Origin of the sequence: Corynebacterium pacaense, assembly GCF_900169525.1 — a bacterium.
GTDB lineage: Bacteria > Actinomycetota > Actinomycetes > Mycobacteriales > Mycobacteriaceae > Corynebacterium > Corynebacterium pacaense.
Genome location: NZ_LT821239.1, coordinates 15,702 through 39,625, shown reverse-complemented (window position 1 = coordinate 39,625; position 23,924 = coordinate 15,702). Strand labels below are relative to the sequence as shown.

At 62.8% G+C, this 23,924-nt stretch carries 25 protein-coding genes, 1 tRNA gene and 1 pseudogene; 13 read left to right on the top strand and 14 right to left on the bottom strand.

What is annotated here, in order from left to right; all coding sequences use genetic code 11:
• Window positions 1-112: 112 nt before the first annotated feature.
• Window positions 113-186 (bottom strand) — tRNA-Gly (locus B7E02_RS00445).
• Window positions 187-279: 93 nt separating this feature from the next.
• Between B7E02_RS00445 and dcd the strand changes: the two genes are divergently transcribed.
• From dcd to B7E02_RS00410, 7 genes are all read left to right on the top strand, one after another.
• Window positions 280-849, top strand: coding sequence for a dCTP deaminase (gene dcd, locus B7E02_RS00440; protein WP_080791699.1), 570 nt, complete (start codon window positions 280-282; stop codon window positions 847-849).
• An 80-nt stretch (window positions 850-929) separates the two neighbouring features.
• Window positions 930-2,249 carry a UDP-glucose dehydrogenase family protein gene (locus tag B7E02_RS00435; RefSeq protein WP_143336577.1) on the top strand — a complete coding sequence of 440 codons (1,320 nt, stop codon included), beginning with the start codon at window positions 930-932 and terminating at the stop codon, window positions 2,247-2,249.
• Window positions 2,250-2,647: 398 nt separating this feature from the next.
• Complete coding sequence (gene urtA, locus B7E02_RS00430) at window positions 2,648-3,940, top strand: urea ABC transporter substrate-binding protein (RefSeq protein ID WP_080791696.1); 1,293 nt, start codon at window positions 2,648-2,650, stop codon at window positions 3,938-3,940.
• Complete coding sequence (urtB, locus tag B7E02_RS00425; protein WP_080794312.1) at window positions 3,940-4,824, top strand: urea ABC transporter permease subunit UrtB; 885 nt, start codon at window positions 3,940-3,942, stop codon at window positions 4,822-4,824. Before urtA ends, urtB begins: the two co-directional genes overlap by 1 nt.
• Window positions 4,825-4,937: 113 nt before the next feature.
• Window positions 4,938-5,972, top strand: coding sequence for an urea ABC transporter permease subunit UrtC (gene urtC, locus B7E02_RS00420; protein ID WP_245802189.1), 1,035 nt, complete (start codon window positions 4,938-4,940; stop codon window positions 5,970-5,972).
• Entirely contained in the window at window positions 5,969-6,742 is a 774-nt protein-coding gene (urtD, locus tag B7E02_RS00415) for an urea ABC transporter ATP-binding protein UrtD (RefSeq protein ID WP_080791691.1), read from the top strand. The genes urtC and urtD overlap by 4 nt, the downstream gene beginning before the upstream one ends.
• Complete coding sequence (locus B7E02_RS00410; RefSeq protein ID WP_080791687.1) at window positions 6,742-7,446, top strand: ATP-binding cassette domain-containing protein; 705 nt, start codon at window positions 6,742-6,744, stop codon at window positions 7,444-7,446. The genes urtD and B7E02_RS00410 overlap by 1 nt, the downstream gene beginning before the upstream one ends.
• Before the next feature lie 919 nt (window positions 7,447-8,365).
• Here the strand turns inward: B7E02_RS00410 and B7E02_RS00400 are convergent.
• The 7 genes from B7E02_RS00400 to B7E02_RS00370 all read right to left on the bottom strand — a co-directional run bounded on the left by B7E02_RS00400 (window position 8,366) and on the right by B7E02_RS00370 (window position 14,244).
• A complete protein-coding gene (locus B7E02_RS00400) occupies window positions 8,366-9,616 on the bottom strand; it encodes a YibE/F family protein (RefSeq protein ID WP_080791681.1) in 1,251 nt (416 codons plus the stop codon).
• A gap of 14 nt (window positions 9,617-9,630) precedes the next feature.
• Window positions 9,631-10,890: a pyridoxal phosphate-dependent aminotransferase gene (locus B7E02_RS00395; protein ID WP_179129674.1), complete on the bottom strand. Its 1,260-nt coding sequence runs from the start codon at window positions 10,888-10,890 to the stop codon at window positions 9,631-9,633.
• A gap of 173 nt (window positions 10,891-11,063) precedes the next feature.
• Complete coding sequence (locus B7E02_RS00390; protein ID WP_080791675.1) at window positions 11,064-11,837, bottom strand: NADPH-dependent F420 reductase; 774 nt, start codon at window positions 11,835-11,837, stop codon at window positions 11,064-11,066.
• The gene (locus tag B7E02_RS00385) at window positions 11,806-12,405 is read right to left on the bottom strand and encodes a DUF1707 SHOCT-like domain-containing protein (protein WP_080791672.1); all 600 of its coding nucleotides are present in this window, start codon (window positions 12,403-12,405) and stop codon (window positions 11,806-11,808) included. The genes B7E02_RS00390 and B7E02_RS00385 overlap by 32 nt, the downstream gene beginning before the upstream one ends.
• Window positions 12,406-12,477: 72 nt before the next feature.
• Window positions 12,478-13,068, bottom strand: coding sequence for a DNA-3-methyladenine glycosylase I (locus tag B7E02_RS00380; protein ID WP_281248212.1), 591 nt, complete (start codon window positions 13,066-13,068; stop codon window positions 12,478-12,480).
• On the bottom strand, window positions 13,065-13,259 hold the full coding sequence (locus tag B7E02_RS00375; RefSeq protein WP_080791670.1) for a type II toxin-antitoxin system antitoxin: 195 nt from the start codon (window positions 13,257-13,259) through the stop codon (window positions 13,065-13,067). The genes B7E02_RS00380 and B7E02_RS00375 overlap by 4 nt, the downstream gene beginning before the upstream one ends.
• A 4-nt stretch (window positions 13,260-13,263) precedes the next feature.
• Entirely contained in the window at window positions 13,264-14,244 is a 981-nt protein-coding gene (locus tag B7E02_RS00370) for an SPFH domain-containing protein (RefSeq protein WP_080791668.1), read from the bottom strand.
• 333 nt (window positions 14,245-14,577) lie between these two features.
• On the opposite strand from B7E02_RS00370, the gene B7E02_RS14555 reads away from it, so the two are divergent.
• Window positions 14,578-14,844, top strand: coding sequence for an AAA family ATPase (locus B7E02_RS14555; protein ID WP_245802105.1), 267 nt, complete (start codon window positions 14,578-14,580; stop codon window positions 14,842-14,844).
• Between the two features lie 353 nt (window positions 14,845-15,197).
• On the opposite strand, the gene B7E02_RS14715 is transcribed toward B7E02_RS14555, so the two are convergent.
• From B7E02_RS14715 to B7E02_RS00340, 5 genes and pseudogenes are all read right to left on the bottom strand, one after another.
• Window positions 15,198-15,326, bottom strand: a complete 129-nt coding sequence (locus tag B7E02_RS14715) for a hypothetical protein (RefSeq protein WP_281248211.1) — start codon at window positions 15,324-15,326, stop codon at window positions 15,198-15,200.
• A 734-nt stretch (window positions 15,327-16,060) separates the two neighbouring features.
• Complete coding sequence (locus B7E02_RS14460) at window positions 16,061-16,417, bottom strand: transposase (protein ID WP_245802104.1); 357 nt, start codon at window positions 16,415-16,417, stop codon at window positions 16,061-16,063.
• A pseudogene (locus tag B7E02_RS14865) lies at window positions 16,414-16,677 on the bottom strand (transposase); the annotation flags it as partial. The pseudogene B7E02_RS14865 and the gene B7E02_RS14460, both read right to left, overlap by 4 nt.
• Window positions 16,678-16,924: 247 nt before the next feature.
• Window positions 16,925-17,113 (bottom strand): transposase, encoded by a 189-nt coding sequence (locus B7E02_RS14450; RefSeq protein WP_218672363.1) that lies wholly within the window; start codon window positions 17,111-17,113, stop codon window positions 16,925-16,927.
• A gap of 45 nt (window positions 17,114-17,158) precedes the next feature.
• Window positions 17,159-19,042 carry a potassium transporter Kup gene (locus B7E02_RS00340; RefSeq protein WP_080791657.1) on the bottom strand — a complete coding sequence of 628 codons (1,884 nt, stop codon included), beginning with the start codon at window positions 19,040-19,042 and terminating at the stop codon, window positions 17,159-17,161.
• 149 nt (window positions 19,043-19,191) lie between these two features.
• On the opposite strand from B7E02_RS00340, the gene B7E02_RS00335 reads away from it, so the two are divergent.
• A complete protein-coding gene (locus B7E02_RS00335; RefSeq protein WP_080791654.1) occupies window positions 19,192-19,860 on the top strand; it encodes a DedA family protein in 669 nt (222 codons plus the stop codon).
• A 36-nt stretch (window positions 19,861-19,896) separates the two neighbouring features.
• Here B7E02_RS00335 and B7E02_RS00330 read toward each other — a convergent pair whose 3' ends face one another.
• Window positions 19,897-20,802 (bottom strand): cytochrome b/b6 domain-containing protein, encoded by a 906-nt coding sequence (locus B7E02_RS00330; protein ID WP_245802103.1) that lies wholly within the window; start codon window positions 20,800-20,802, stop codon window positions 19,897-19,899.
• Between the two features lie 74 nt (window positions 20,803-20,876).
• On the opposite strand from B7E02_RS00330, the gene B7E02_RS14550 reads away from it, so the two are divergent.
• From B7E02_RS14550 to B7E02_RS00310, 4 genes are all read left to right on the top strand, one after another.
• Entirely contained in the window at window positions 20,877-21,179 is a 303-nt protein-coding gene (locus B7E02_RS14550) for a hypothetical protein (protein WP_245802102.1), read from the top strand.
• Window positions 21,180-21,422: 243 nt separating this feature from the next.
• Window positions 21,423-22,256 carry a MetQ/NlpA family ABC transporter substrate-binding protein gene (locus tag B7E02_RS00320; protein ID WP_080791652.1) on the top strand — a complete coding sequence of 278 codons (834 nt, stop codon included), beginning with the start codon at window positions 21,423-21,425 and terminating at the stop codon, window positions 22,254-22,256.
• Window positions 22,256-23,260 carry a methionine ABC transporter ATP-binding protein gene (locus tag B7E02_RS00315; RefSeq protein ID WP_080791649.1) on the top strand — a complete coding sequence of 335 codons (1,005 nt, stop codon included), beginning with the start codon at window positions 22,256-22,258 and terminating at the stop codon, window positions 23,258-23,260. Before B7E02_RS00320 ends, B7E02_RS00315 begins: the two co-directional genes overlap by 1 nt.
• Entirely contained in the window at window positions 23,257-23,922 is a 666-nt protein-coding gene (locus B7E02_RS00310; protein WP_080791646.1) for a methionine ABC transporter permease, read from the top strand. Before B7E02_RS00315 ends, B7E02_RS00310 begins: the two co-directional genes overlap by 4 nt.
• The last annotated feature ends 2 nt before the right edge of the window (window positions 23,923-23,924 follow it).

Below are 23,924 nucleotides of genomic sequence, written 5' to 3'. Positions count from 1 at the left end.
TGTGATATTTCAGACTCCGTCTAAGTCTCGGTCCACCGATGGTGCCATCGGGCACGGAAGGGAAAAGCACCCTGCGCGGTCTGCAAAGGCCAGGTCAGGGTGCGTTTCTATGTGGAGCCGGTGACGGGAATCGAACCCGCGCCGCCTGCTTGGGAAGCAGGGGTTCTGCCATTGAACTACACCGGCGGTGCTCGTGATGAGCTAGTGCACCACTTTAGCACTGCATCTTTGAAAGCCTAAACGCCACCTCCCCATAAGCGGGAACGTAGACTTGTCGGCGTGCTTCTTTCAGATCGAGATATTGCCAAGTCCATTGATTCCGGCGACCTCGGGATTGAGCCCTTCGATGCCGCGCTGATTCAGCCGTCGAGCATCGATGTCCGGATGGACCGCTTCTTCAGGGTGTTCAACAATTCCAAGTACACCCACATTGATCCCAAGCTCAAGCAGGACGAGCTGACCAGTCTGGTCGAGGTGGCCGACGGTGACGCGTTCGTGCTTCATCCGGGGGAGTTCGTCCTCGCCTCCACCCTGGAGAAGTTCACACTGCCCGCCCACCTGGCGGGACGGTTGGAGGGCAAGTCCTCGCTCGGGCGGCTCGGTCTGCTCACCCATTCCACGGCGGGGTTCATCGATCCCGGTTTCAGCGGATTCATCACTCTGGAGCTGTCGAATGTGGCCAATCTCCCGATCATGCTGTGGCCGGGAATGAAGGTGGGGCAGCTGGCGATCTTCCAGATGAGTTCCGCGGCGGAGAATCCCTATGGAACGGGAAAGCTCGGATCGAAGTACCAGGGGCAGCGCGGGCCCACCCCGTCGAAGGCCTATCTCAACTTCACAGGTCAGTAGCGTCGCGTTCCGGTCGCGGAGCGGTGGAAAACATGTTGAGATAAACCTCTGGCACGTTCGTCGAAAGGAATCTCCCCACAATGCGGATGACAGTGATTGGTACGGGGTATCTTGGAGCCACCCATGCCGCGTGCATGGCTGAACTGGGTCATGAGGTGCTCGGCGTCGATGTGGATGAGGCGAAGATCGCCTCCTTGCGCGGGGGCGAGGTCCCCTTCTATGAGCCGGGCCTGCCGGAGGTGCTCACGCGCAACCTCGAGGACGGTCGGCTGGGCTTCAGCACTGACTACGCCGAGGCCGCGGGCTTTGCCAATGTCCACTTTCTGGGCGTCGGCACGCCGCAGCGGAAGGGATCCTTCGCCGCGGACCTCACCTATGTTTTTCAGGTGATCACCGATCTGGTGCCCCTGCTTCGCGGGGACCATGTCATCTTCGGTAAGTCCACGGTGCCCGTGGGCACGGCAGTGCAGCTGCAGGAACTGGCCGATTTCCTGGCCGGCCCCGGCACCTCGGTGGAGATCGCCTGGAATCCGGAGTTTCTCCGCGAGGGATTCGCGGTGAAGGACACCATTACCCCGGACCGCATAGTCGTCGGCGTGCGCGGGGAGTCGCGGGCTGAGGAGATCGCGCGGGAGATCTACGCGACGGCGATCGCCACTGACACCCCTTTCCTGGTCACCGATCTGGCGACGGCGGAACTGGTGAAGGTTTCGGCGAACGCCTTCCTGGCCACCAAGATCTCCTTCATCAATGCGGTGTCGGAGATCTGTGAATCCACCGGCGCGGACGTGGTCGCGCTCGCCGACGCCATCGGCCATGACGACCGCATCGGTCGTAAGTTCCTCGGTGCCGGTCTCGGATTCGGTGGCGGCTGCCTGCCCAAGGATATCCGCGCCTTCATGGCCCGCGCCGGGGAACTGGGTGCTGATCAGGCCCTCACCTTCCTCCGCGAGGTGGATTCCATCAACATGCGCCGCCGCGAGCGCGTGGTACAGCTGTCGAAGGAGGTCAGCGGTGGCTCCCTGCTGGGCAAACGGGTGACCGTGCTCGGCGCGGCGTTCAAGCCGAACTCCGATGATGTCCGCGATTCGCCGGCACTGTCCGTTGCCGGTTCGCTCTCCCTTCAGGGTGCGGATGTCTCCGTCTACGATCCGGAGGCGATGGACAACGCCCGGAGGATCTTTCCCACGCTCAACTATGCGGAATCAACCGTGCAGGCGCTTGCCGACGCCGACCTCGTCGTCCTAGCAACCGAGTGGAAGGAGTTTCGGGAACTCGACCCGGTCCGGGTTGCGGAACTGGTGAGCACCCCGATCATCATCGACGGCCGCAACGTCCTCGACGTCCGCCTATGGAAGGCGGCTGGCTGGACGATCAAGGCCCTGGGCCGCAACCTCTAGGCATCCCCGGCCCGCAATCCGTCCGGACGTGGGGTCGGGGCGTCGACGGGCGTCTGTTGTTCGGTTGGTTGGCCGTCGCCGTAGGACAAACTCCACCGGGTCCCCGCTTCAATAGCCGGGGGCCCTTTTTCGCGCCCGCGGATCGGGGCATACAGGTGACTGCCAGGAACAAGTGAGAGGCAGAGTTTTCAATAAAACGATAGGTATTTCCTGACACAGTTCGCTGGCTGTGGATTTGAATTAAAATAGTTTGAACTGGCATGTTGATAGATCGATAGATAAGTAGTTAAATATTGGTCAATTGACAGGTTTCTGCTCAATTGTTAGATTCAATCCGTTGCACCCCATGTGGACGCCTCAGTCCACGCGACCAGCCCCCTTGTTCCCAGGAGATACCAATGAGCTCTTTTGCCAAGTTTGATTCCAGGCGTGCCCTTCGTTACTCGGTTGTCGCGGCGGGCGCATGCGCGAGCCTCTTCCTTGCCTCCTGCAGCGGCGCCCGCGTCGGGGACGAGAGCTCCGCGGTGGAGTCCTGCGTCGATACCTCCGGTGATTCGATCAAGGTGGGGTTCATCAACTCCCTCTCGGGAACGATGGCCATCTCCGAGACCACCGTCAACCAGTCACTCAAGATGGCCGCCGATGAGATCAACGCGGACGGCGGTGTACTGGGCAAGCAGCTGGAGATCGTCGAGGAGGACGGCGCCTCTGAGGCCACCACCTTCGCGGAACGCTCCCAGCGTCTGATCCAGGATGAATGCGTCGCCGCGGTGTTCGGCGGATGGACCTCGGCCTCCAGAAAGGCCATGCTCCCGGTGTTCGAGGACAACAATGCGCTGCTGTTCTACCCGGTCCAGTACGAGGGCCTCGAATCCTCGCCCAACATCTTCTACACCGGAGCCACCACCAATCAGCAGATCGTCCCCGCACTGGACTACCTCAAGGATGACCTGGGCGCCAAGAAGCTCTTCCTCGTCGGCAGCGACTACGTGTTCCCACGCACCGCGAACATGCTGATCAAGCAGTACGCGGAGGCCAACGGCATGGAGATCGTCGGCGAGCAGTACACCCCGCTGGGTTCGACGGACTTCACCACCATCGCCAACCGGATCGCATCCTCAGGCGCCGACGCCGTGTTCAACACCCTCAACGGTGACTCCAACGTCGCCTTCTTCCGTCAGTACAACAGCCTCGGCCTCAACGCGGAGACCATGCCCGTGATTTCCGTGTCCATCGCGGAGGAGGAGGTCCAGGGCATCGGCCCGAGCACGGTCCAGGGCCAGCTCACCGCCTGGAACTACTACCAGACAATCGACACCCCGGAAAACGTCGCGTTCGTCGAGCGCTTCAAGCAGCGCTACGGTCAGGACCGTGTCACCTCCGATCCGATGGAGGCCGCCTACACCAGCCTCTTCCTCTGGAAGGAAATGGTGGAGAAGGCGGATTCCTTCGCCGTCGACGATGTCAAGGCGGCAGCCGACGGCGTCTCCTTCGACGCGCCCGAGGGCACGGTGGTTGTCGATGGGGACAACCACCACATCACCAAGACCGCCCGCATCGGAAGGATCAACGCCGATGGACTGATCGATACGATCAAGGAGTCCGACGCGCCCATCGTGCCCGACCCCTATCTCACCGGATACGACTGGGCCGAGGTCTCCGACGCCGAGTCGGCGGGGTCGGCACAATGATCGACGTCATTATGCAGCAGCTGGTCGCGGGACTGAGCGTGGGCTCGGTGCTCCTGCTCGTGGCGATCGGGTTGTCGCTGACCTTCGGCCAGATGGGCGTAATCAACATGGCGCACGGCGAGTTCATCATGATCGGCGCCTACACCACCTTCACCATCCAGCAGATCCTCGGCAGTGCGGGGCTGTCCCTGCTGATTTCGATCCCCGCGGCGTTCCTGGTCGGTGGGGTGCTCGGGATCGTGCTGGAACAGGTGCTCATCCGTCATCTCTACAACCGCCCGTTGGATACCCTGCTCGCCACCTTTGGTGTCGGACTGATCCTCCAACAGGTGGCCAGGGACATCTTCGGCGCACCGGCGGTCGATGTCCGCGCCCCGGAATGGATGCGCGGAAACAGTGAGCTCTTCGGAACCACCATCCCCACCTCGCGTGTGTTCATCCTGGTACTGGCGCTGTGTGCCGTCGTGGCGCTCGGGGCGTTCATGACAAAGACCCCGCAGGGACGCCGGATCAGAGCCGTCGTGCTCAATCGCGACCTGGCGGAGACCAACGGTGTGAACACCAGGGCAACCGACCGACTGACCTTCTTCATCGGCTCCGGCCTCGCCGCCGTCGCCGGGGTGGCCGTGACCCAGATCGGCGCGACGGGGCCGACCATCGGGCAGAACTTCATCGTCGACGCCTTCCTGGTGGTGGCCGCCGGTGGTATCGGGAAGATCAAGGGTGCGGTGATAGCCGCGTTCGTTCTCGGGGTGCTCCAGGCGTTCATTGAGTATTCGACCGGGGCGAGCATCGCCAAGTTCCTGATCCTGGTCATCATCGTCGCGTTTCTTCAGTTCCGTCCGCAGGGTCTCTTCCAAGTTCGCACCAGGAGTCTCGTATGAGCATCGCAACCTCCCACAGCAATTCCACGGCGGGGACCGCCGAGGATACCGCGCGGCCACGGAAGGGCCGCCCCACGGTGACTGTCACCGGTGCGCCACGTCTACGTTGGTTTATGGCCGGAACCACGATACTGGCCGTCGCCCTCCTGGTGATCGCACCCCTGGTGCTGTCCACCTTCGGGCTCAACCAGCTCGGTCGCCTGGTGTGCTTCGCCATCGTCGCGGTCGGAATCGGGCTGGCCTGGGGCAGGGGAGGAATGCTCACGCTCGGACAGGGAGCATTCTTCGGTCTCGGCGCCTACATCATGGCCATGCACATGCAGATGGCGGATGCCGACATCGCCGGTTCGGGTGTTCCGTCGTTCATGTCGCTGGCCGGGGCCACCTCGGTGCCGGCGTGGTGGGAGCCGTTCCGGAATCCCGTCGTCGCGCTCGTTGCAGTCGTGGCGCTACCGGCCGCACTGGCCTTCGTCCTGGGTTTCTCCATCTTCAAACGCAAGATCAAGGGCGCGTACTTCGCCATCATAAACCAGGCGCTGGTCGCGGCGATCGTGGTGCTTCTCGTGGGACAGCAGGACACCCTCGGAGGCTCCAACGGACTGAGCGGTTTCCGCTACTTCATGGGTTTCAGTCTCAACGATCCGGCGAACAAGCGAATGCTGTTCACCATCGCGAGTGTCGTCCTGCTGGTGACCCTTGCCATCTACTACTGGCTCATGCGTTCGCGCTACGGTGAACTGCTCGTGGCCACCAGGGACGCCGAGGAACGGGTCCGTTTCCTCGGTTATGATCCGGCCCTGATCAAGACGGCCGCCTACTCGATCGCCGCCGCGATGGCGGGGGTGGCCGGTGCGCTGTTCGTACCCATCGTAGGGATCATCTCCCCGGCCCAGATCGGTGTCGTCCCCTCGATCGTCTTCGTCATCGCAGTCGCCGCTGGTGGTCGTTTCAGCCTCTTCGGTCCCGCCATCGGTGCCCTCGTGCTGGGCACCGTCGAGTCCAGTCTGGCCCAGTCCTTCCCCGGCGCGTGGTCCTATTTCCAGGGACTGATCCTGGTGCTGGTGATCACCCTTCTGCCCGGCGGGCTGGCCTCGATCGGGGCGATTCTGGGACCACGTCTGATGAAATCCAAGGAGGTGTCCGCATGAGCGGCACAGTGACTGCCAAGGGCCTGGAGGTTCGCGATCTGAGCGTGCGCTTCGGTGACTTCACCGCGGTGGACAACGTCAGTTTCCACTCGGCAGCGGGGGAGGTCCACTTCCTCATCGGACCCAACGGAGCGGGAAAAACCACATGTGTGGATGCGATCACCGGACTTGCACGGGGCACGGGTTCCGTGCTTCTCGACGGCCGGGAGATCCTCGGCACACCCGTGGAGAAGATTGCGCGGATGGGGGTGGGACGGACGTTCCAGACCGCCAGCGTCTTCGAGGACCTCTCGGTCCTCCAGAACCTCGACATCGCCTGCGGCATTCATCGCTCCAGGTGGTCGCTCTTCGGCATCCGCACCCACGTGGACCCGCGGATCGATGAGGCCCTCGAACTCACCGGTCTCGGATTGGTGGCCAACCGCCGCGCCGGGGAACTCTCCCACGGTCAGAAGCAGTGGCTGGAGATCGCCATGCTCATCATCCAGGATGCCCGCGCCCTGATGCTCGATGAACCCGTGGCCGGAATGAGCGAGGAAGAGCGGATCGCCACCGGTGAACTTCTGGCCAGGATCAGGCAGGGACGCGTCATCCTCGTCGTTGAGCACGATATGGATTTCATGCGTCGATTCGCCTCGCGTGTGACGGTGCTCAACCGCGGGACCATCCTCGCGGAGGGCTCCGTGGAGGAGATCCAGGCGCACCCGGAGGTACAGCAGATCTACCTGGGCACCTCGCCCGATCAACTGCACAGCGAAGGGATCATCTGATGTTGAACGTGGACAGTATCTCCGTGGGATACGGGCGCACCGGGGTTGTTCATGGTGTCAGCTTCTCCACCGGTGACAGTGGTGTCACCGCGATTCTCGGGCACAATGGTGCCGGAAAATCGACAACCCTGCGCGCCATCGTCGGTCTGTTGGCACCCACCGCAGGCACGATCACCTTCAAGGGCAGGGACATCACCAGACTCGCCCCCCATAAGCGGGTGGCACTCGGCATGGCATACGTTCCGCAGGGTCAGCAGTCATTCGAGCAGCTGACGGCGAAGGAGAACCTTCAGGTGGTCGCCGATCTGCAGCCAGGCAGGAGCCAGGAGCTTATCGACGAGGCCGTGGCCCGGTTCCCCGCCCTCGAACCGGTTCTGGCCAGGCAGGCCGGGCTGTTATCGGGTGGTCAGCGCCAGCAGCTGGCCATCGCGAGGGCCCTGATCACCAAACCGGAGCTGCTCATTCTCGATGAGCCGACGGAGGGAATCCAGCCGTCGGTGGTCACCGAGATCCAGCGGACGATCGCTTCCCTGGCCGCCGAGGGCATCAGTGTCCTCCTCGTCGAACAGCACGTGGACTTCGCCCTGTCGGTGGCAAGCAGGTACCTCGTGCTTTCCGTGGGTGAAGTCATTGAGCGCGGCCGCGGTGGTGTCGAGGCCGGTGTAACGGAGATGGAGAAGGTGAAGAGGGCCCTCGCGATCTAGCGCCCGCCCGGCGCCCTCCGCCACTGCTCAACCCCGGGAAGAGACAGAAGAGAACCCCCCAGGTTCCTCTCATCATCAACGGACCGGGATTCCGCGGCACCTGTCGGATGCAACAGTGAGGTCGGAACACCCACGGCTGGCTTCGCATGCGCGGTTGTTCTCATTCTGCCTATGGAAGAACGGCGTGAGACCTCAACGATGTGCAGGGTGCCGATCCAGATGGAACGGCCGTCGCCATCGGCCACGAGAGAACCGCGGCCAAGCCGGAAACCGTGGCGGATGCGGGGGTGGGCGTCGTCAGTCTGGCGGATTCCCGTCCCCAGTGCGGGAACTGCCGGGAGCCGGCGTAAAGCCGCGTGAGTGCCCGCGGGGAATCATCCAGGCGTCCGTTTGGGCCCAGCCGTCAGGAGCACCGGGTGTCGGGGTCGAAAGCTCCGGCGGATGGGCGGTCGCGCTCCAGAATCCAGAGGCGGGTGCGGTCCGCTGCGACGAGGTTGCACCTGAACCGCCTGGATCCCGCAGGGGGTGGCTCCACATCGGTGCGCACATCCAGCACCAGTGACCGTGGATGCCATCCGTCCCGGTGCGTGTGGCATTCTCCGGTGCTCTCGACCTCCTGGAGGAGCGTGTGCGGTGATTCGACACGACCGGTTGAATCCGATCCCGGCCACGATCCGGGTGATGCGAACCCACTTCGGAACTGGCGCGGGGCTCCGGGGAGATCAGGGAGATACGCCACCGGATCAAACGCGGGCTGATCCATGACGTCCCCGTGCCAGGCAGGATCGGGCAGGGGCGCCGGGAAGCTGCAGGAGGTGGCGTCGACACGCCCGTCGGCGGTGATCGCCGCTTCGGCCTTGGCGAACCAGGCAGCGTCAACGGTGGTGGTTTCCGTATACAGTCCCGCGGAAGCAGGCGCCTAATGCTTGTGCACGAATCCGACGTTCTCCTTCTGCACGCGGTTCTTCTCTGGAACCGTCCAGGCCGCGATGAGGGTGGTGATCGGCACCGCGAGGGTCAGGGTCAGTGCGCCGACGCCGGAGCGCAGCAACTCGCCGGCCATGACATCACTGGTCAGCGTCTGGATGAACGGCCGGTCACTCAGGGAGAGCAGGAGAAGGAGGGGGAGGCCGGCGCCGGTGTACCCGAGCACGAGGGTATAGATCATCGAGGAGATGTGGTCGCGTCCGACGGTCATGGCACCGGTGAACAGACGCCAGGGTGAGGCCTTGGCGTCGATCTCGGCGAGTTCGTTGATGGTGGAGGCCTGGGAGATGGTGACGTCATTGAGCACACCGAGCGTGCCGATGATGAAGGAACACAGCACCAGCCCCGAGATGGACACCTCAGGTAGGTAGAGCAGGATCTTTAGGTGGTTCTCATCGCCCAGACCCCGGAGGTTCGTCGTGCTTATGGAGGCCCATGACAGCACCGCCGACAGCAGCAGCGCCACCAGCGTTCCCGCGAGTGCCGCCGCGGATTTCCAATTCAGCCCGTGGACCATGGGAACGACGAGGATCAGGATCGCTGCGCCGCAGACCAGAGCCAACCACAGTGGATCCAGGCCCCGGGCGAGACCTGGCAACAGGAAGTATCCGACGATTCCGAGCGTGAGCACGAGGCCGAACAGTGCACGCAGTCCGCGCCAGGCCGCGAAGACACCCATGGCGATTACCAGGATGATGCCCCAGATGATCAGTGCGGAACCGCGCTGATAGTCGGCGAAGGTGTACATGACGGAACCGTCCACGTCCGGGGTTTCCACCATGCGGATCCTATCGCCCACCGCGAAGACGGGTTCGCCGGCCTGACCATAGACAACCAGCTGTGTCTTCCTGCCCTCGTTGGTCCCGGAGGTGATATCAACCAGGGCGCGCTGGCAGGTGACGGTGGCGGTGTCGGTGGACACCCGCGGGTTGGAGTCGAAGACCCGTCCGGTGTCGGGTGAGTTGCAGGCGGAGGCGTCGACAAGCGTGATGGTGCCGTCGACCTGTTCGTGGTTGTAGGAGAAGGTCTGTTGAAAGCTCTCGGAAACGACCGGCTCGCGGCCGCCGGGCCACAGGCTGATCAGTCCGAGCACCGTGGCCAGAAGCGAGCCGATCAGGAATGCGAGCAGGCCCACACGCCAGGGGGAGCGTGTCGGCTTGTCAGAGGTGGCGTGCCTGCCCACTGGTACTCCTTAAATCACTGTTTGTAGGTGCTCAGGAAGTTGCCCAGGCGTTCGATGGCATTTTCCAGTTGGGAGGCCCAGGGCAGGGTGACCACGCGGAAATGGTCGGGGGTGGGCCAGTTGAAGCCGGTGCCCTGGACCATGAGGATCTTCTCGGCGCGCAGCAGGTCCAGCATGAGCTGGGTGTCGTCGTGGATCTCATGGACGTTGGGGTCCAGCTTCGGGAAGGCGTAGAGCGCACCCATCGGTTTGACGCAGCTGACGCCGGGGATCTCATTGAGTTTCTCCCAGGTGATGTTGCGCTGCTCCCAGAGTCGGCCGTGCTCCTCGGTGAGATCGTAGATGGACTGCCTGCCACCCAGGGCCACCTGGATGGCATGCTGCGCAGGCACATTCGGACACAGGCGGGTCCCGGCGAGGAGCTCGAGGCCCTCGATGAATCCCTTTGCGTACTGTTTCGGACCGGTCAGCACCATCCAACCGGCACGGTAGCCCGCGACGCGGTAGGCCTTGGACAGCCCGTTGTAGGTGATGCACAGCAGATCGGGCGCCAGTGTGGCCAGGCTGATGTGCTCGGCATCATCGTAGAGGATCCGGTCGTAGATCTCGTCGGCGAGGATCAGCAGGTCGTGCTCGCGGGCGATATCGACGATCTGTTCGAGGACCTTCCGTGGATAGACCGCTCCCGTGGGGTTGTTCGGGTTGATCACCACGATGGCCTTTGTCCGGTCGGTGACCTTGGAGCGGATGTCCTCTATGGAAGGGTTCCAGTCATCGTCCTCATCGCAGAGGTAGTGCACCGGCTTTCCACCGGCCAGCGAGGTCGCCGCTGTCCACAGCGGGTAGTCGGGGGCGGGGATCAGCACCTCGTCGCCGTCGTTGAGCAGGGCCTGGGTGGTCATGGTGATCAACTCGGAGACGCCATTGCCGAGGAAGACGTCATCGACGTCGAATCGCGGGAAGCCGGGGACGACCTCATAGCGGGTGACCACCGCGCGCCTGGCGGGGATGATCCCCTTGGAGGTGGAGTACCCCTGGGACGTGGGCAGTGAGGCGATCATGTCGCGCATGATCACGTCGGGGGCGTCGAAGCCGAAAATGGCGGGATTGCCGGGATTGAGTTTGAGAATGTTGTGCCCGTCGAGCTCCATGCGCTCCGCCTCCGCGGCCACCGGGCCACGGATCTCATACAGCACGTCCTTCATCTTCTCCGACTGGTCGAAGACTCGGCGCCCTCTGCGCCTGCCCGGACGCGCCGCCTGATCCGCGCCCACAGCCTGTGTGGCGGTGTCGGTGGTCTCTGGGGTGTCGCGCTTGTTTTTACTCACCCGCTCAATGTTGCCACTTTGTCTCGTTCGTGGGTAGTAGAACCCCGCTTATCGACGCCCACCTCCACCCCCCGGGCGGCGTGAGCAGCGGGAACCCGGACCGGGTACGGTCCATACGGTCAGTGCGATGCCGCGGTCGAGATCTGCTCCCGTGCCAGTTTCTCAAGCTCCGGCTTGCTGAACCAGACGCCGAAGGCTTCCTGGCCCGGTTCAAGGATGCGACCGTGTGACAGTGTACCGAGGGAAACGGGGTCGAAGCCGAAATTCTCGAGCATTCCGGCGACGGTGGCGCCCGCCTTCGCGTCATCGCTGGCATAGGCCAGGGCACGGCGGGGCTTCCCCGCCTCGCGGACGGCATCCTGCTCGATTTCGTGGTAGCCGATGTGGTTCAGTGTCTTGACCAGCCGGGACCCGGTGAAGTGCTCGGCGATGATCTCGGAGGTGCTGCGGGGATCGTTGTCCAACTCGTCCATGGCACCGTTGGTGGGTCGCCAGTGGTTCATGGTATCGATGACGATCCTGCCGGCAAGGAGCTGCGGATCGATCTCGGTGTACTTGTGGAGGGGAACCGCGAGAATGACGATTTCGGCGTCCTTGACTGCCTGCGCCACGGTCATGGGGGTGGCGCCTGGCATCAGTATCTCCGCGGTCAGGGCTATTTTGTCGGCGGATCCCGATCCCGCGACATTGACCTTGTATCCGGAGGCAACAGCCACCCGGGCCAGCGAGGAGCCGACGCGACCGGCGCCGAGAATTGCGATTGTCTGTGTCATTGTGCCTGCACCCTGTTCCTTTTCCTTGATTGAATCAAGGCTAATGAGCTTTCTGTGATGTGTCAACAAAAAGGGGAGGCGATAAATTTCATTTCCAGGGCTTCCTTTTCTCCAGTGCATCCTGGGCCACATCCAGTGCGCGGGTGGTCAGCGCATGGGTGCGTTCACGGCGCTGAGCCCTGAGTTCGAGCTCGCGTTGCTTCTCCTCCACCCGCAGGGCCTTCAGCCTCTCCCTCTCCAACTGCTGTGGAGAGGGTGCGTACCAGGACCGCGGCCCGACCTTCATCACGTAGAGCAGGATGAACACGATGGGAATAATGGCCAGCAGAATGGGGGCGAAGGTGCTGAGCGGAGCGAGGGCGGCCGTGGCAGTGACGGCCAGGACGGTGCTCAGGCCGAGGATTCCGGCGCGCGGGCGGGCACCGTTCCTGTGCATCTCGGCGACCTCATGGGCACTGAAGCTTATGCCCGAGGCGCCGGGCACGGCGATCTCCGACTGTGGCAGATCGGTGAAGAGACTGTTCAGGTCGGCGCGGGTCCTGGCCTCCGCCACGGCAGCACAGCGTTCGTCGGTTTCGGCCATGGATAGGCGGCCTTCGGCATAGAACTGGCCGAGCGCCGCCAGGGCGGCCGAACGCTCATTGTCGCTGACTCGAATCTGTGGATCTCCCGGGAAGTTTGTGCCCATGCCCCCAGCCTAATGATCCAGGCCGGTCCACGGAATCCGGATAATCCCTGAGATTTCCCGACGGGCGGGGGTTCACCGCGGCCAGATTTTGGAGGTTCCACGCCGGTGACTACCCATCAGGTGGGTGTCCACCATTCCGATGGCTTCCATAAGCGCGTACATCGTGGTCGGGCCGACGAAGGTGAAACCCTTCCTCTTCAGCGCCTTCGCCAGTGCTTCTGATTCGGGGGAACGGGTGGGAACCTCGTGTGGTGTGTCGGGCTCCGGGGTGTGATCCGGCATGAATCCCCACACCAGCTCCGCCAGCCCGCCCTCCGCCCGGAGGGCGAGGGTGGCGCGGGCGTTGGTGATGGTGGCCATCACTTTACGACGGTTGCGTACGATCGAGGCGTCGAGAAGCAGTCGTGCAACGTCGGTGTCGGTGAAGGCCGCGACCGCATCCGGGGCGAATCCGGCGAAGGCTCTGCGGAATGCCGGACGCTTATGGAGGATGGTGGCCCACGACAACCCCGACTGGAACGCCTCCAGTGAGATTCTCTCGAACAGTCCCTGCTCGGTGCGCACCGGCATGCCCCATTCGGTGTCGTAGTAATCGCGCAGGAGGGGATCGGAGGCGGCCCATTGCGGGCGGGCGAGCCCGTCCTCGCCAATGATGAGGGTCACGGTTTCTCCTTGGGGCGTCCGGGGCGTGGAATATCGCCGAGGTTCTTCGGTAGGCGTCCGGCCCTGTGCAGTTGCTCCCTGAGCATGACCTCTATCTGTGCATTGACGCTGCGGTTCTCATCGGCCGCCCACCGTGCGATGGCGTCGTGGACGGCCGGGTCGAGCCGCAGCGGCACCTGTTTGCGGGCCATGATGTCAGTGGTAGAGGCTGCCCGCGTTGACGATGGGCTGCGCGTTCGTGTCCGAACACAGCACCACCAGCAGGTTGGACACCATGGCGGCACGGCGCTCGGGGTCGAGGTCAACGATCTCACGCTCCTCCAGCTGGGCGAGCGCGGATTCGACCATGGTGACCGCACCTTCGACGATCTTCTCGCGGGCGTCGACGATGGCGGATGCCTGCTGGCGCTGCAGCATGGCCTGCGCGATCTCGGGTGCGTAGGACAGTGAGGAGATGCGGGCCTCGATGATCTCCAGTCCGGCGACGGCGGCGCGGGCCGCGACCTCCTCGGCGAGTTCGTCGCTGACGTCGTCGGTGGAGCCGCGCAGGGACACCCGGCCATCGACGGGCGAATCATAGGGGTGCTGGGTGGCCACGTGGCGCAGTGCGGACTCGGACTGCTGGTGCAGGAACTCCTCGTAGTCCTCCACGGAGAAGCTGGCCTGGGCGGTGTCGGCGACCTGCCACACGATGATCGCCGCTATTGTCACGGGATTGCCGTTATAGTCGTTGACCTTGGACTCGTTGGTCTCGAAGTTGCGCACGCGCACCGAGACCTTCTTGGTCACCGTCAGCGGTGGGACGAATGAGAGGCCCGTGCGGCGCAGTGTACCGATGTAGCGTCCGAAGAACTGCACCGTCAGGGTGTGGCCGGGACTGACCACCTTGATGGAGGTGAGCAGAACGAGAAGAGCGACGGTGAACACCACGATTCCGCCTATGAGGGTTACAAGTCCGCCTTCATGGCCTGACTCGAGTTGAGTGACGCCGTCGATGAAGGCGACCGTGGAAGCGATGATGAGGGCGATGAGAAGGACGAGCAGGATCGTCGCGGGGATTGCGCCCAGTGACCAGACCTTCTTCTCTGTGATGTTCACCCGCGCACCCTCATGTCCGACAGGTTCGGTGGCGACGGCCCTCGGCGGGGCCTCTTCCGCGGGAATGTGTGCGTTCATGGGTGCGCTCCTCGGCATGTGGGGATAATGTGATATCAGTTTATCATAAAACTGATATCACATTAGGGCGGGGTAGGTTGGGGCGTCTGCTGACTGTGGACTGCTCCCACGGATTTGATGGTGTCGTGGGTGCGCTGAGAAAGGCCTTTGAACCGGGCCGGTGCTACGGCATTGCCGGGGAACTGGATCCGGTGGACGGGCAGGTGCCTATCGACGGACAGGACCCCGCCACCGCGGCCGGGGCGGGCAGGGTCGCCCGCATTGCGGAGCCGGTGTTCTACCCCGACCTCACCGTCGGGGAGCATCTTGCCCTGTTGGGCAGAGCGATGGGTGTTGATTCTGCCCCGTCATCGATGCCTGGCAGTTGTCCCCTCATCGCTGTCCAGCGGTCAACGCCAGCGACTCTTCCTCAGAGCACAACTTGAGGTACCCTCCGAGGTGATTGTGCTCGATGAACCGGAGCGGCATCTTGATGTCGACTGGGTGGGGTTCCTCGTCGGACAGCTCCGGGGCCTGGCCGATAAGGGTGCCACCGTTCTCGTCGCCTCCCATTCCTCGGTGGTACTGGGCGAATGCAATGAGATCGTCGAACTGACGTGACGCGGGTCCTGGACAAGTTAAGTAGCGCCATCTGCCACATCATCCTGCTGGCGATGGCGGGTGGACTCATCTGGGCGGGGTGGCAGTGGCTTTCCGCGCGGCGCGTGGACACGTGGATCCCGGGATGGATGTCCACCATCGCAGCAGTGTCCTGCCCTGGTCTGGCGGTGGGGCATCCCGTGAGGGGTTCTATCGCCGCTGCGGTGTGCCGGCTTGTTGTCGGCTTCGGTGGTCGGAGACGACTGTCCACGCTCCTTAAGGCGGGACGCACGCGGGTGGTGGGGGCCTCGGCTCTCTATTTCCAGGATTCTGAGCTGGTCTCCGATGCGCTGAGTAGCGAGTGGCGGAGCCCTTCAAAGGGCAGCCCGTGGTCCGCTCATCGCGATGATCTTCTTCAGGCGTCTGCGCCGTCGATCGTACCTGCTTCTCATCGCAGTGACCATTGCCACCGGGGCGGTGGCAACAGCGGGAGTGCTGGGCATCGCGGGAGCAATGGCATGCGTGACCGTGTGGTCGATCCTGGGCGGGAGTCTACCGATGCGCGGAGTTCACCCGCCTCGATATCACGTCCCGCCTTCCGATCTATGCAGCTATAGGGCATGCCGTCATCGGAGGTTTCCTGATCTACGTGGTATGGCCGGAGAGACTGGACGTGCTAAGTTGCGCGGTGTCCGTTGTGGCAATGGCACGCGGGGCGATAGTGAGGGGGCGCCCGCGCAGCAACTCGGGCCTCAGGGTTTTCGATACAGGTCTCGGGGTGAACATCCCACCAGGCGTCCTGGACTACTACCTCAAGGGGTTGGTTGCGTTGATTCCTGCTCTGGTGGTGTTGGCCCTGTAGCGCCGCTTATTGCTTTCTATCGGTGAGGTTTACGGCCCCACGTCAAGTGTTGGGGCGAGCACAAACCATCTGCTAAAGATCTGCACCCCCAGTGCGGAGCTTTGAGGAACGCCATGCGCTCAGAACACCGAGAGCTGCAAAAACCGGGAATAGGACACCAGCGAGAATGGACATCAGGGGACGGTCGAACCCATAAAGCACTCGAAGTACCATCGTTGTGAATGCCTCTGTGACAAACCAGCCAAAAAGGGAGAGGTGGTGATCATCACAGGGGTCGAGGAGAATAGTTCTGCGTGGCCGGCCGAAAGAAACGCGTCATAAGGAACAAGCCGGCGACATAAATAATGAGGGAGATCGACACAACCCGTTGCGGATTCATGTCAGCGACGAGAGGGACAGCAATAGACGCGAACACCGGCAGGACGCTGTAGACAAACACGAGTCCGATCTTGATGTGATTCCGACGAATGTATCTTGGCTCCATGGCGTCTGGGGCGTGTCTCCTAATGCCTTGACCCAGGCGACAATCGCGGCCAGGACAACAGCTCCACGGTAGACCACCGCGAGCTTGTCGTACCTGGTCGCCAGTTCCCGCCACTGCTTGAGCAGGTTCAATGACCGCTCTACCACGTTGCGACCCTTGTAGGCTTCCCAATCCATTTTCGGCGGCCGACCACCGCTGGAGCCTTTACGCTTGCGGGTGTTGACGTGGTCGATCTTCTCCGGATTCACCGCGATGATCCCCCGGTCCCATAGATACTCCCGGTTTGCCCGATTGGGTACGCCCGGTCCGCTATCACCGCATCGGGCCTGGTCCGTGGCCTACCCGGACGCCCTGCCGGCTGCGGGACCCGGATATCGTCAATGACCGCCTGCAGTACCGCCCCGTCGTTACGCTGGCCTCCGGTGACCACCACTGACAGCGCTCGACCCTTCCCGTCAACGGCGTGGTGAATCTTCGTGCTCAGCCCTCCCCGGGACCGGCCAATCCCGTGACCTGTAGGTTCACGCTCGTCAAGACCAGAACAGGCCTGATTCTTGTAATTCGACTGTGCCCCCTGTGTGCTGCTCGGGGCGGGTTATGTTTGTCGCGTGCTGGTGGGCACGGTTGATAGTCGCGTCGACCGAGACGATCCAACTGATCAGCCCGGTGGCGTTGGCGTCAGCGAGCAGGGACTGCAAAATCCTGTCCCAGGTCCCATCGACGGTGTAGCGGCGGTGCCGTTTCCACACCGTCTGTCAGGGGCCGAAGTGTTCAGGCAGGTCACGCCGGGGAATCCCGGTGCGGTACCGGTAGATCATCCCTTCGAGGATCTGTCGGGAGTTTCGGAACGGTCGACCCCTCCTGCCGTCACTCGAGGGCAGGAGGGGTTCGATGCGGGCCCACTGGTTATCGGCGAGCTGCTGGTAGCGGCCGGTGGTGGCCATGAACCGAGTATGACGGGGTACGGCCACTGTTTAAAGAGACACGCCCTAGAGCTGCAGCTCCGAACCCAACACCACGGTTCGCCGGGGTGGCAGATGGAAGGCTTCGGTGCGTTTGGCCTGGTTGCGTTCCATGGACAGGAACAGGTGCTGGTGCCAGTTGTTCCAGCGGTGTCCGGGGGTGGGGCGCAGCGTGAGCACGGAGAGGAAATACAGGGCCGAGTCAAGGTCGACGTCGAGCTCGCCGTCCTGGCACACCGCCAGCCGGAGATTTTTCGGGATGTCCTGGTCGTCGGTGAATCCGACCCTGATGGTCACGTGTACGATGCCGTCGGTGGTTGAACCGAGGTTGTCCACGGTGATCCGCTCGGAGTGGCGGACATGCGGGACGTTCATGGCGACGAGACGGACTATGAGGACGTGTTCGTGGAGGATGTGGAAATCCTTGACGCAGCGGACCAGTGCCAGGGGAGTGGTGTCCCGGCTCGGGTGGGCGTACACCGCTGTGCCGGGCACCCGACGCACCTTCCGCGTGCGTACCGCAGCGATAAAGTCCGTCAGGGAGCCCTCCAACTGTCCGCGACGGGTGGTCAGCCGCCTGCTGCCTCGCCGCCAGACCACCATCAGGAGGACCAGCACGGAGGCCATTCCCAGCGGCAACCAACCGCCGACGAAAATTTTCGTGCTGTTGGCCGCAAGGAGCAGCACCTCGAGTGCGCCGATGAACACCAGGTAGGTGCCGATGCGCAGCCACCGCCAGTTCCACACGAGGTGTGCGAACAGTAGGAACAGCAGCGATTCGAGGACGAGGGTGCCCGTGACCGCGAGTCCGTAGGCCTCGGCCAGCCTTTCCGATGATCGGAATGCGAGGATGAGCACCAGAACGCCGGCGAACAGCAGACCGTTGACCATGGGCAGGTAGATCTGTCCCTCCTCCTGCGTGGAGGTGTGGCGGACCGTCATCCGGGGGAGAAGGCCCAGGCGGACGGCTTGACGGAGCACGGCGAATGCGCCCGAGATCACCGCCTGAGAGGCGATAACGGTGGCCATGGTGGCAAAGATGACCAGGGGAATCTGCCACCCGGGAGGTGCCAGGTGATATAGCGGATTGGACACCGCCTCAGGCTCTGCGATGACTAGTGCTCCCTGCCCGAGGTAGACGAGCATAAGGGAGGGCATCGCCACCCAGAACCACGCGGAGCGGATTGCGCGGGCCCCGAAGTGTCCGAGATCCGCATAGAGCGCCTCGGCGCCGGTGACTGTGAGCACGATGGCACCGAGGAGGATGAACGCTTCCATCGGTTCCCGGAAGAGCAGGGCGAAGGCCCAGTGCGGGGACAGGCTCTGGAGGATGGCCGGATGCCTGATGATCTGCGGTAGGCCGAGAGCCGCCATGGTGATGAACCACGCCAGCATGATGGGTCCGAAGGCCCTGCCCACTTTTCCGGTTCCGAAAGGCTGGATCAGAAACAGTGCGCTCAGCACCGCCACGGCGATGGGGACCACGAGGTGGCGCAGTCCGGGGGAGACGACCGCGACGCCCTCGACGGCGCTGAGCACCGAGATAGCGGGGGTGATCACTGCATCGCCGATGAACAGAGCGGCGCCGATCATGCCACAGACGGTAACCGCCGCCCCGAGTCGTCGACGCCCTGTCAGGTGCCGGCGCAGTAGGGCCACCAGCGCCAGGATGCCTCCCTGGCCGTCGTTGTCCGCGCGGGTGACCAGGACGACGTACTTTGCGGTGACGATCAATGTGATAGTCCACAGCACCATCGATATGATGCCGTAGACGTTGTGCGGCTCGACCGTCACCGCGTTGTGGTCCATGCTGAACGCGGTGTGCAGGGCGTACAGAGGGCTGGTTCCGATGTCTCCGAAGACCACGCCCAGGGCACCCAGCGCAAGCAGCCGGGACTGTGCTGTTCTCATGGACTACAGTGTGCTCCCCGATGCGGGGATTCACCATCGGAACGGGTTTTTCCATCCCTGGGCCAGGTGCGGTCACCGTCGCTGCTCAGGGACTCTCAGGGCAGGTTTTGCTATTGTGGTGCCCCTATGTTCACTTTCACACACTTCACATGCATGTCGGTGCACGCGTGATCAACTCAGTCATTGAATGGATCGTGGCGCTTATGGAAGCGCTCGGGGCTCCTGCGGTGGGGATCGCGGTCCTGCTGGAGAATCTCTTTCCGCCCATTCCCTCCGAGGTTGTGCTGCCGCTGGCGGGGTTCACGGCGTCGGTGGGCAAGCTCAGTATCGTTGCCGCGTTTGTGTGGGCGACCGCGGGCTCTATGCTCGGCGCCTATCTTCTCTACTGGGTGGGGGCCGCGATCGGTGCGGACCGTTTGCGCGGAATCGCGCAGTGGATGTGGCTGACGGAGCCGGAGGATGTGGATAAGGCGCTGGCGTGGTTTGAAAGATACGGGCCGTGGTCGATCTTCTTCGGCAGGCTGGTTCCGGGTGTGCGCTCCCTGATCTCCATTCCCGCGGGGGTCCATCGGATGAACCTGTTCAGGTTCAGCATTCTCACGTTGATTGGTTCGGGTCTGTGGAACGCGGTGCTGCTGGGGCTGGGAATGTGGTTGGGCTCGGGTTACCATCTGGTCGCCGAGTACGTCGACAAGTATTCGGTGGTGGTGTACGCACTCCTCGTGCTGGCCGTGTTCGTTGTGGTGGTCCGTCTTGTGATCAGGTCCAGGCGCAGGCGTGCGCGCAGAACACAGCGCACCGACGGTGGCGCCAGCTGACGGCCCGCCTCCCGGAGCCGCGTGTGATGGTGACTTCTACCGGGCGGTCACCGTCCCGAACAGCTTCGCCACCGGGGCGACCAGGCTGGGGCGCACCGCGATGATTCCGGCGATGATGGCCACCATGGAGGCCAGGAACCACCAGAATCCGGTCCACCCCGGACCGTCCTGGGCGGCGTACATGTGGTTGAGGTTGCGCAGCGCACCCGTGGCGAAAACGAGGAAGACGTGGACCGCGGCGAAAACAACATAAAACACCATGACCGGGAGGTGGATCTTTCTGGCCAGCTCCATGGGCACGAGTTTGCCGAGTGTCCTGTTCTTGCTCGGCCAGTAGGCCGACATGCGTAAACCGGAGATGATGGATAGCGGTGCCGCCACGAAAACCACCAAGAAGTACGTGAGTTCCTGCAGGCTGTTGTAGTTTGCCCACCCGTTTTCGGTGGGCCAGTCCAGCGAGACGTACTGCAGGCCCGCTGAGATGGCGTTGGGGAAGAACTCCCAGCTGGTCGGCACGATCCGCATCCATTGACCCGTGGCAAACAGCAGAATGTAGAACACGATGCCGTTGAGTATCCAGAAGAGATCGAGGGAAAGGTGGATCCAGAGAGTCAGGCTGATCTTCTTCCCGCCCTTCCTCGGTGTCCAGAAGCCTCTTGGTCGGCGCTGACGGTTGATCTGGATGCCGGTCCTGATAATCAGAACCAGGAAGAACATGTTGAGGAAGTGCTGCCATCCCAACCACGCCGGGATGCCCACCGGGGCGCCCGCGGGATTGTCATACTTGCCAGGGTATGTGTCGATGAACTGCGCCACCGGCTCAAGCCCGACCAGCCACTTCGCCACCAGCACCGCTACCACAGCGGCGATGAACACACCCGCGAACAGCACCGCCGACGTAATCGCCCACTGCTGCCGCGTCAGCGGCTTGACCAGTTGCACCCGCAACGGGCGTTGCCTGTCCCGAACTTTCTCACCATCGGGTTGTGCAGCGGTGTGTGCTCGGCCGCCCCCGCTTGTCGACGCCACCACCGCTGCTGGTGCGACCGGGGACACCGGTCCGGCAGTGGCACCGCCGGGTGCGGGGACTGCTGCGCCTGGTGCGGGTGTGGCACTGCCGGGTGCGGGGACTGCTGCGCCTGGTGCGGGTGTGGCACTGCCGGGTGCGGGGACTGCTGCGCCTGGTGCGGGTGTGGCACTGCCGGGTGCGGGTGTGGCACTGCCGGGTGCGGGTGTGGCACTGCCGGGTGCGGGGACTGCTGCGCCGGGTGCGGGAGGCGTCGTGGGTAGTGGGTTGGTGGGCGAGTGGCGGTCCATGAGCGGTATCGTCTCTTGCTGCAGATCGGGAACGGAAATTGGCTGAGTACCGGGGCCTCAGCTCCAATGGCTAGGTTCCAAGATTAGCGTTCAGGGGCTTGTTTTCCATATCGGAACCGACTTTGCATTCAAAGGGCCAGGAAGATGACCCGGACCGTGGTAGACAACACAGTCTAGCAATTGAGGACGCAGCGGTCTAAGGTGGTTCTCTGCATGTATCACCATCATCCAGCCCAGGAGAAATTATGGCTCATTCAGTTTTTCGTACGCTCGGCGCGCTCATCGGTGCCGCTGCACTGACTGTCTCACTCGTGGCATGTTCGAGCGAGAGCGGAAGTGATCAGGATGGAACTACTATCCGGGTGGGTACCTCCCCGGGGCCGTACTCCGAACTGTTCAAGGACGGAATTGATCCGATCCTGACCAAGGAGGGCTACACAATCGAGTACACAAACTTCTCCGACCTGCAGCAGGCGGATGTCGCAGTCGATGAAGGGTCCGTTGACCTCAACGTGGATCAGCACACGGCCTATATGAATGTGTTCAATCGCGAGCGGGGCACCCATCTTGCTTCGCTGGTGGAAATCCCCACCGTCCCCGCGAGCCTCTATTCCGAGAAGCATCGGTCCCTCGATGATGTCGCCGATGGTCAGAGCGTGGGTATTCCGATGGATGCCTCCAATAAGTCCCGTGCCTACAACATCCTGGTCAAGGCGGGATGGATCACTCTCAAGCAGGGGACCGATCCAGTTCAGATCACGGAGAATGACATCGAGTCCAACCCGCACAACCTCGACATCAAGCCGATGGATTCCGCGACCATCCCCCGTTCGTTGCCCGACCTTGACTGGGGTGTGATCCCCGGATCGATTTCCTACTCTTCGAAGGTGGATCCCGAGCTGTCGCTCCTCCAGGAGGATCTCCGCGACGAGTTGATTCTGGTCGCGGTCACCCGCGAGGACAAAACGGACACGGACTGGGCCAAGGCGGTCACGGAAGCCTATAAATCCGATGAGTTCGCGTCCTTCCTGGACAAGGAGAACTCCAACGGGTACTGGTTCGTCCCGGAATACAAGTAATGTCAGCCGTCTCCTTCCGCGATGTCTCCAAGAGCTTCGGGGACCTGCACGCACTGGAGAATGTGTCCTTTGACGTGTCGGAGGGCCAGATCTTCGGCGTTGTCGGAACATCCGGCGCAGGAAAATCAACGTTGATCCGCACGGTCAACGGTCTGGAGAAGCCCACTTCAGGCGCCGTCGAAGTGCTGGGTGTGGAACCAGCTGCACTGGGGTCCAGAGGTCTCCGTGAACTGCGGAGCAACGTTTCCATGGTGTTCCAGCACTACAACCTGCTCACCTCCCGCACTGTGGCGGACAACGTCGGCATGCCGCTCGTGCTCGCCGGTGTCGGAAAAGCCGAGATTCAGCGCCGCGTCCGAGAATCGCTGGATGTGGTCGGGTTGTCCGATCGCGCGGGGCATTATCCCAGGCAGCTTTCCGGTGGACAGCAGCAGCGCGTCGGCATTGCTCGTGCACTGGTGACCAACCCGAAGATCCTGCTCTGCGATGAACCGACCTCGGCGCTGGATCCGCTGACCACCGCGCAGATCCTTGACCTCATTGTCGATATCAATGCTCAGCTCGGACTCACGGTGATCATCATCACCCACCAGATGGATGTGGTGGCGAAGATCGCCGACAGCGTTGCGGTGCTGGAGCACGGTCGCCTCATCGAACACGGAGAGGTGGAGGAGGTGTTCTCCCACCCCAGGGCGCCCCTGACCCGCAAGTTCGTGGAGACGGTGGTTCCCACTCGACTCCCCGAATCCGTTGTCGCCGACATCGTGGCGGGCCGGGCGGGCACCGTCATCCGCATGGCGTACCGGGAGGATGCCGCGCGGTTACTACTGACCGAACTGTCGGAGAGCTTCGGTGTTACGGTTCAGCTCCTGCACGCGACGGAGGCTCCATTGCGGCGCACCAGGGTGGGCAACCTCGTCCTCGGGCTCGATGGTGAGCGGGCCGTCGACGCGGCGAGCTGGGCCAATGAACAGGATGGACTGGACGTGGAGGTGTTGTCATGACCGAACTCTTTGATACCAGGGTGTCCAATCAGCAGTACCTGGATGCTTTGAGTGAAACCATCTACATGGTGGGTATCTCATTGTTTCTCGGCTGCCTCATCGGCATCCCGATCGGCGTGGTCCTGGTACTGACCCGCAAGGGTGGGCTCAGGCCCAATGCGGTGATCTACAACGTGCTCAACGTTGTGGTCAACATTGTCCGTTCGCTTCCCTTCGTCATTCTGATGGTCGCCATCGTGCCGGTCACCCGCTTCATTTCGGGAACGTCCATAGGCACGACGGCGGCGCTTGTTCCGCTGACCATCTATATCGCGCCGTTCATCGGGCGCCTGATCGAGAATTCCCTGCTCGAGGTGCCCGTGGGCATCCTCGAGGCGGCGGCGTCGATGGGCGCCTCGCTGTGGCAGACGATCCGCTACTTCCTCCTTCCCGAGGCGAAGAGCTCGATCATTCTCGCCATGACCACGGCCTGTGTCGGGCTCATCGGCGCGACCGCGATGGCGGGTGTGATCGGTGGCGGTGGCGTGGGTGATCTTGCGATCTCCTACGGATACCAGCAGTTTGACACGGTGGCGATGGTTGCGACTGTGGTCATCCTCATCATTGTTGTTCAAGGAATTCAATCGCTGGGCAACTGGTTGGCTGCCCGCTCACGGCACTAGGA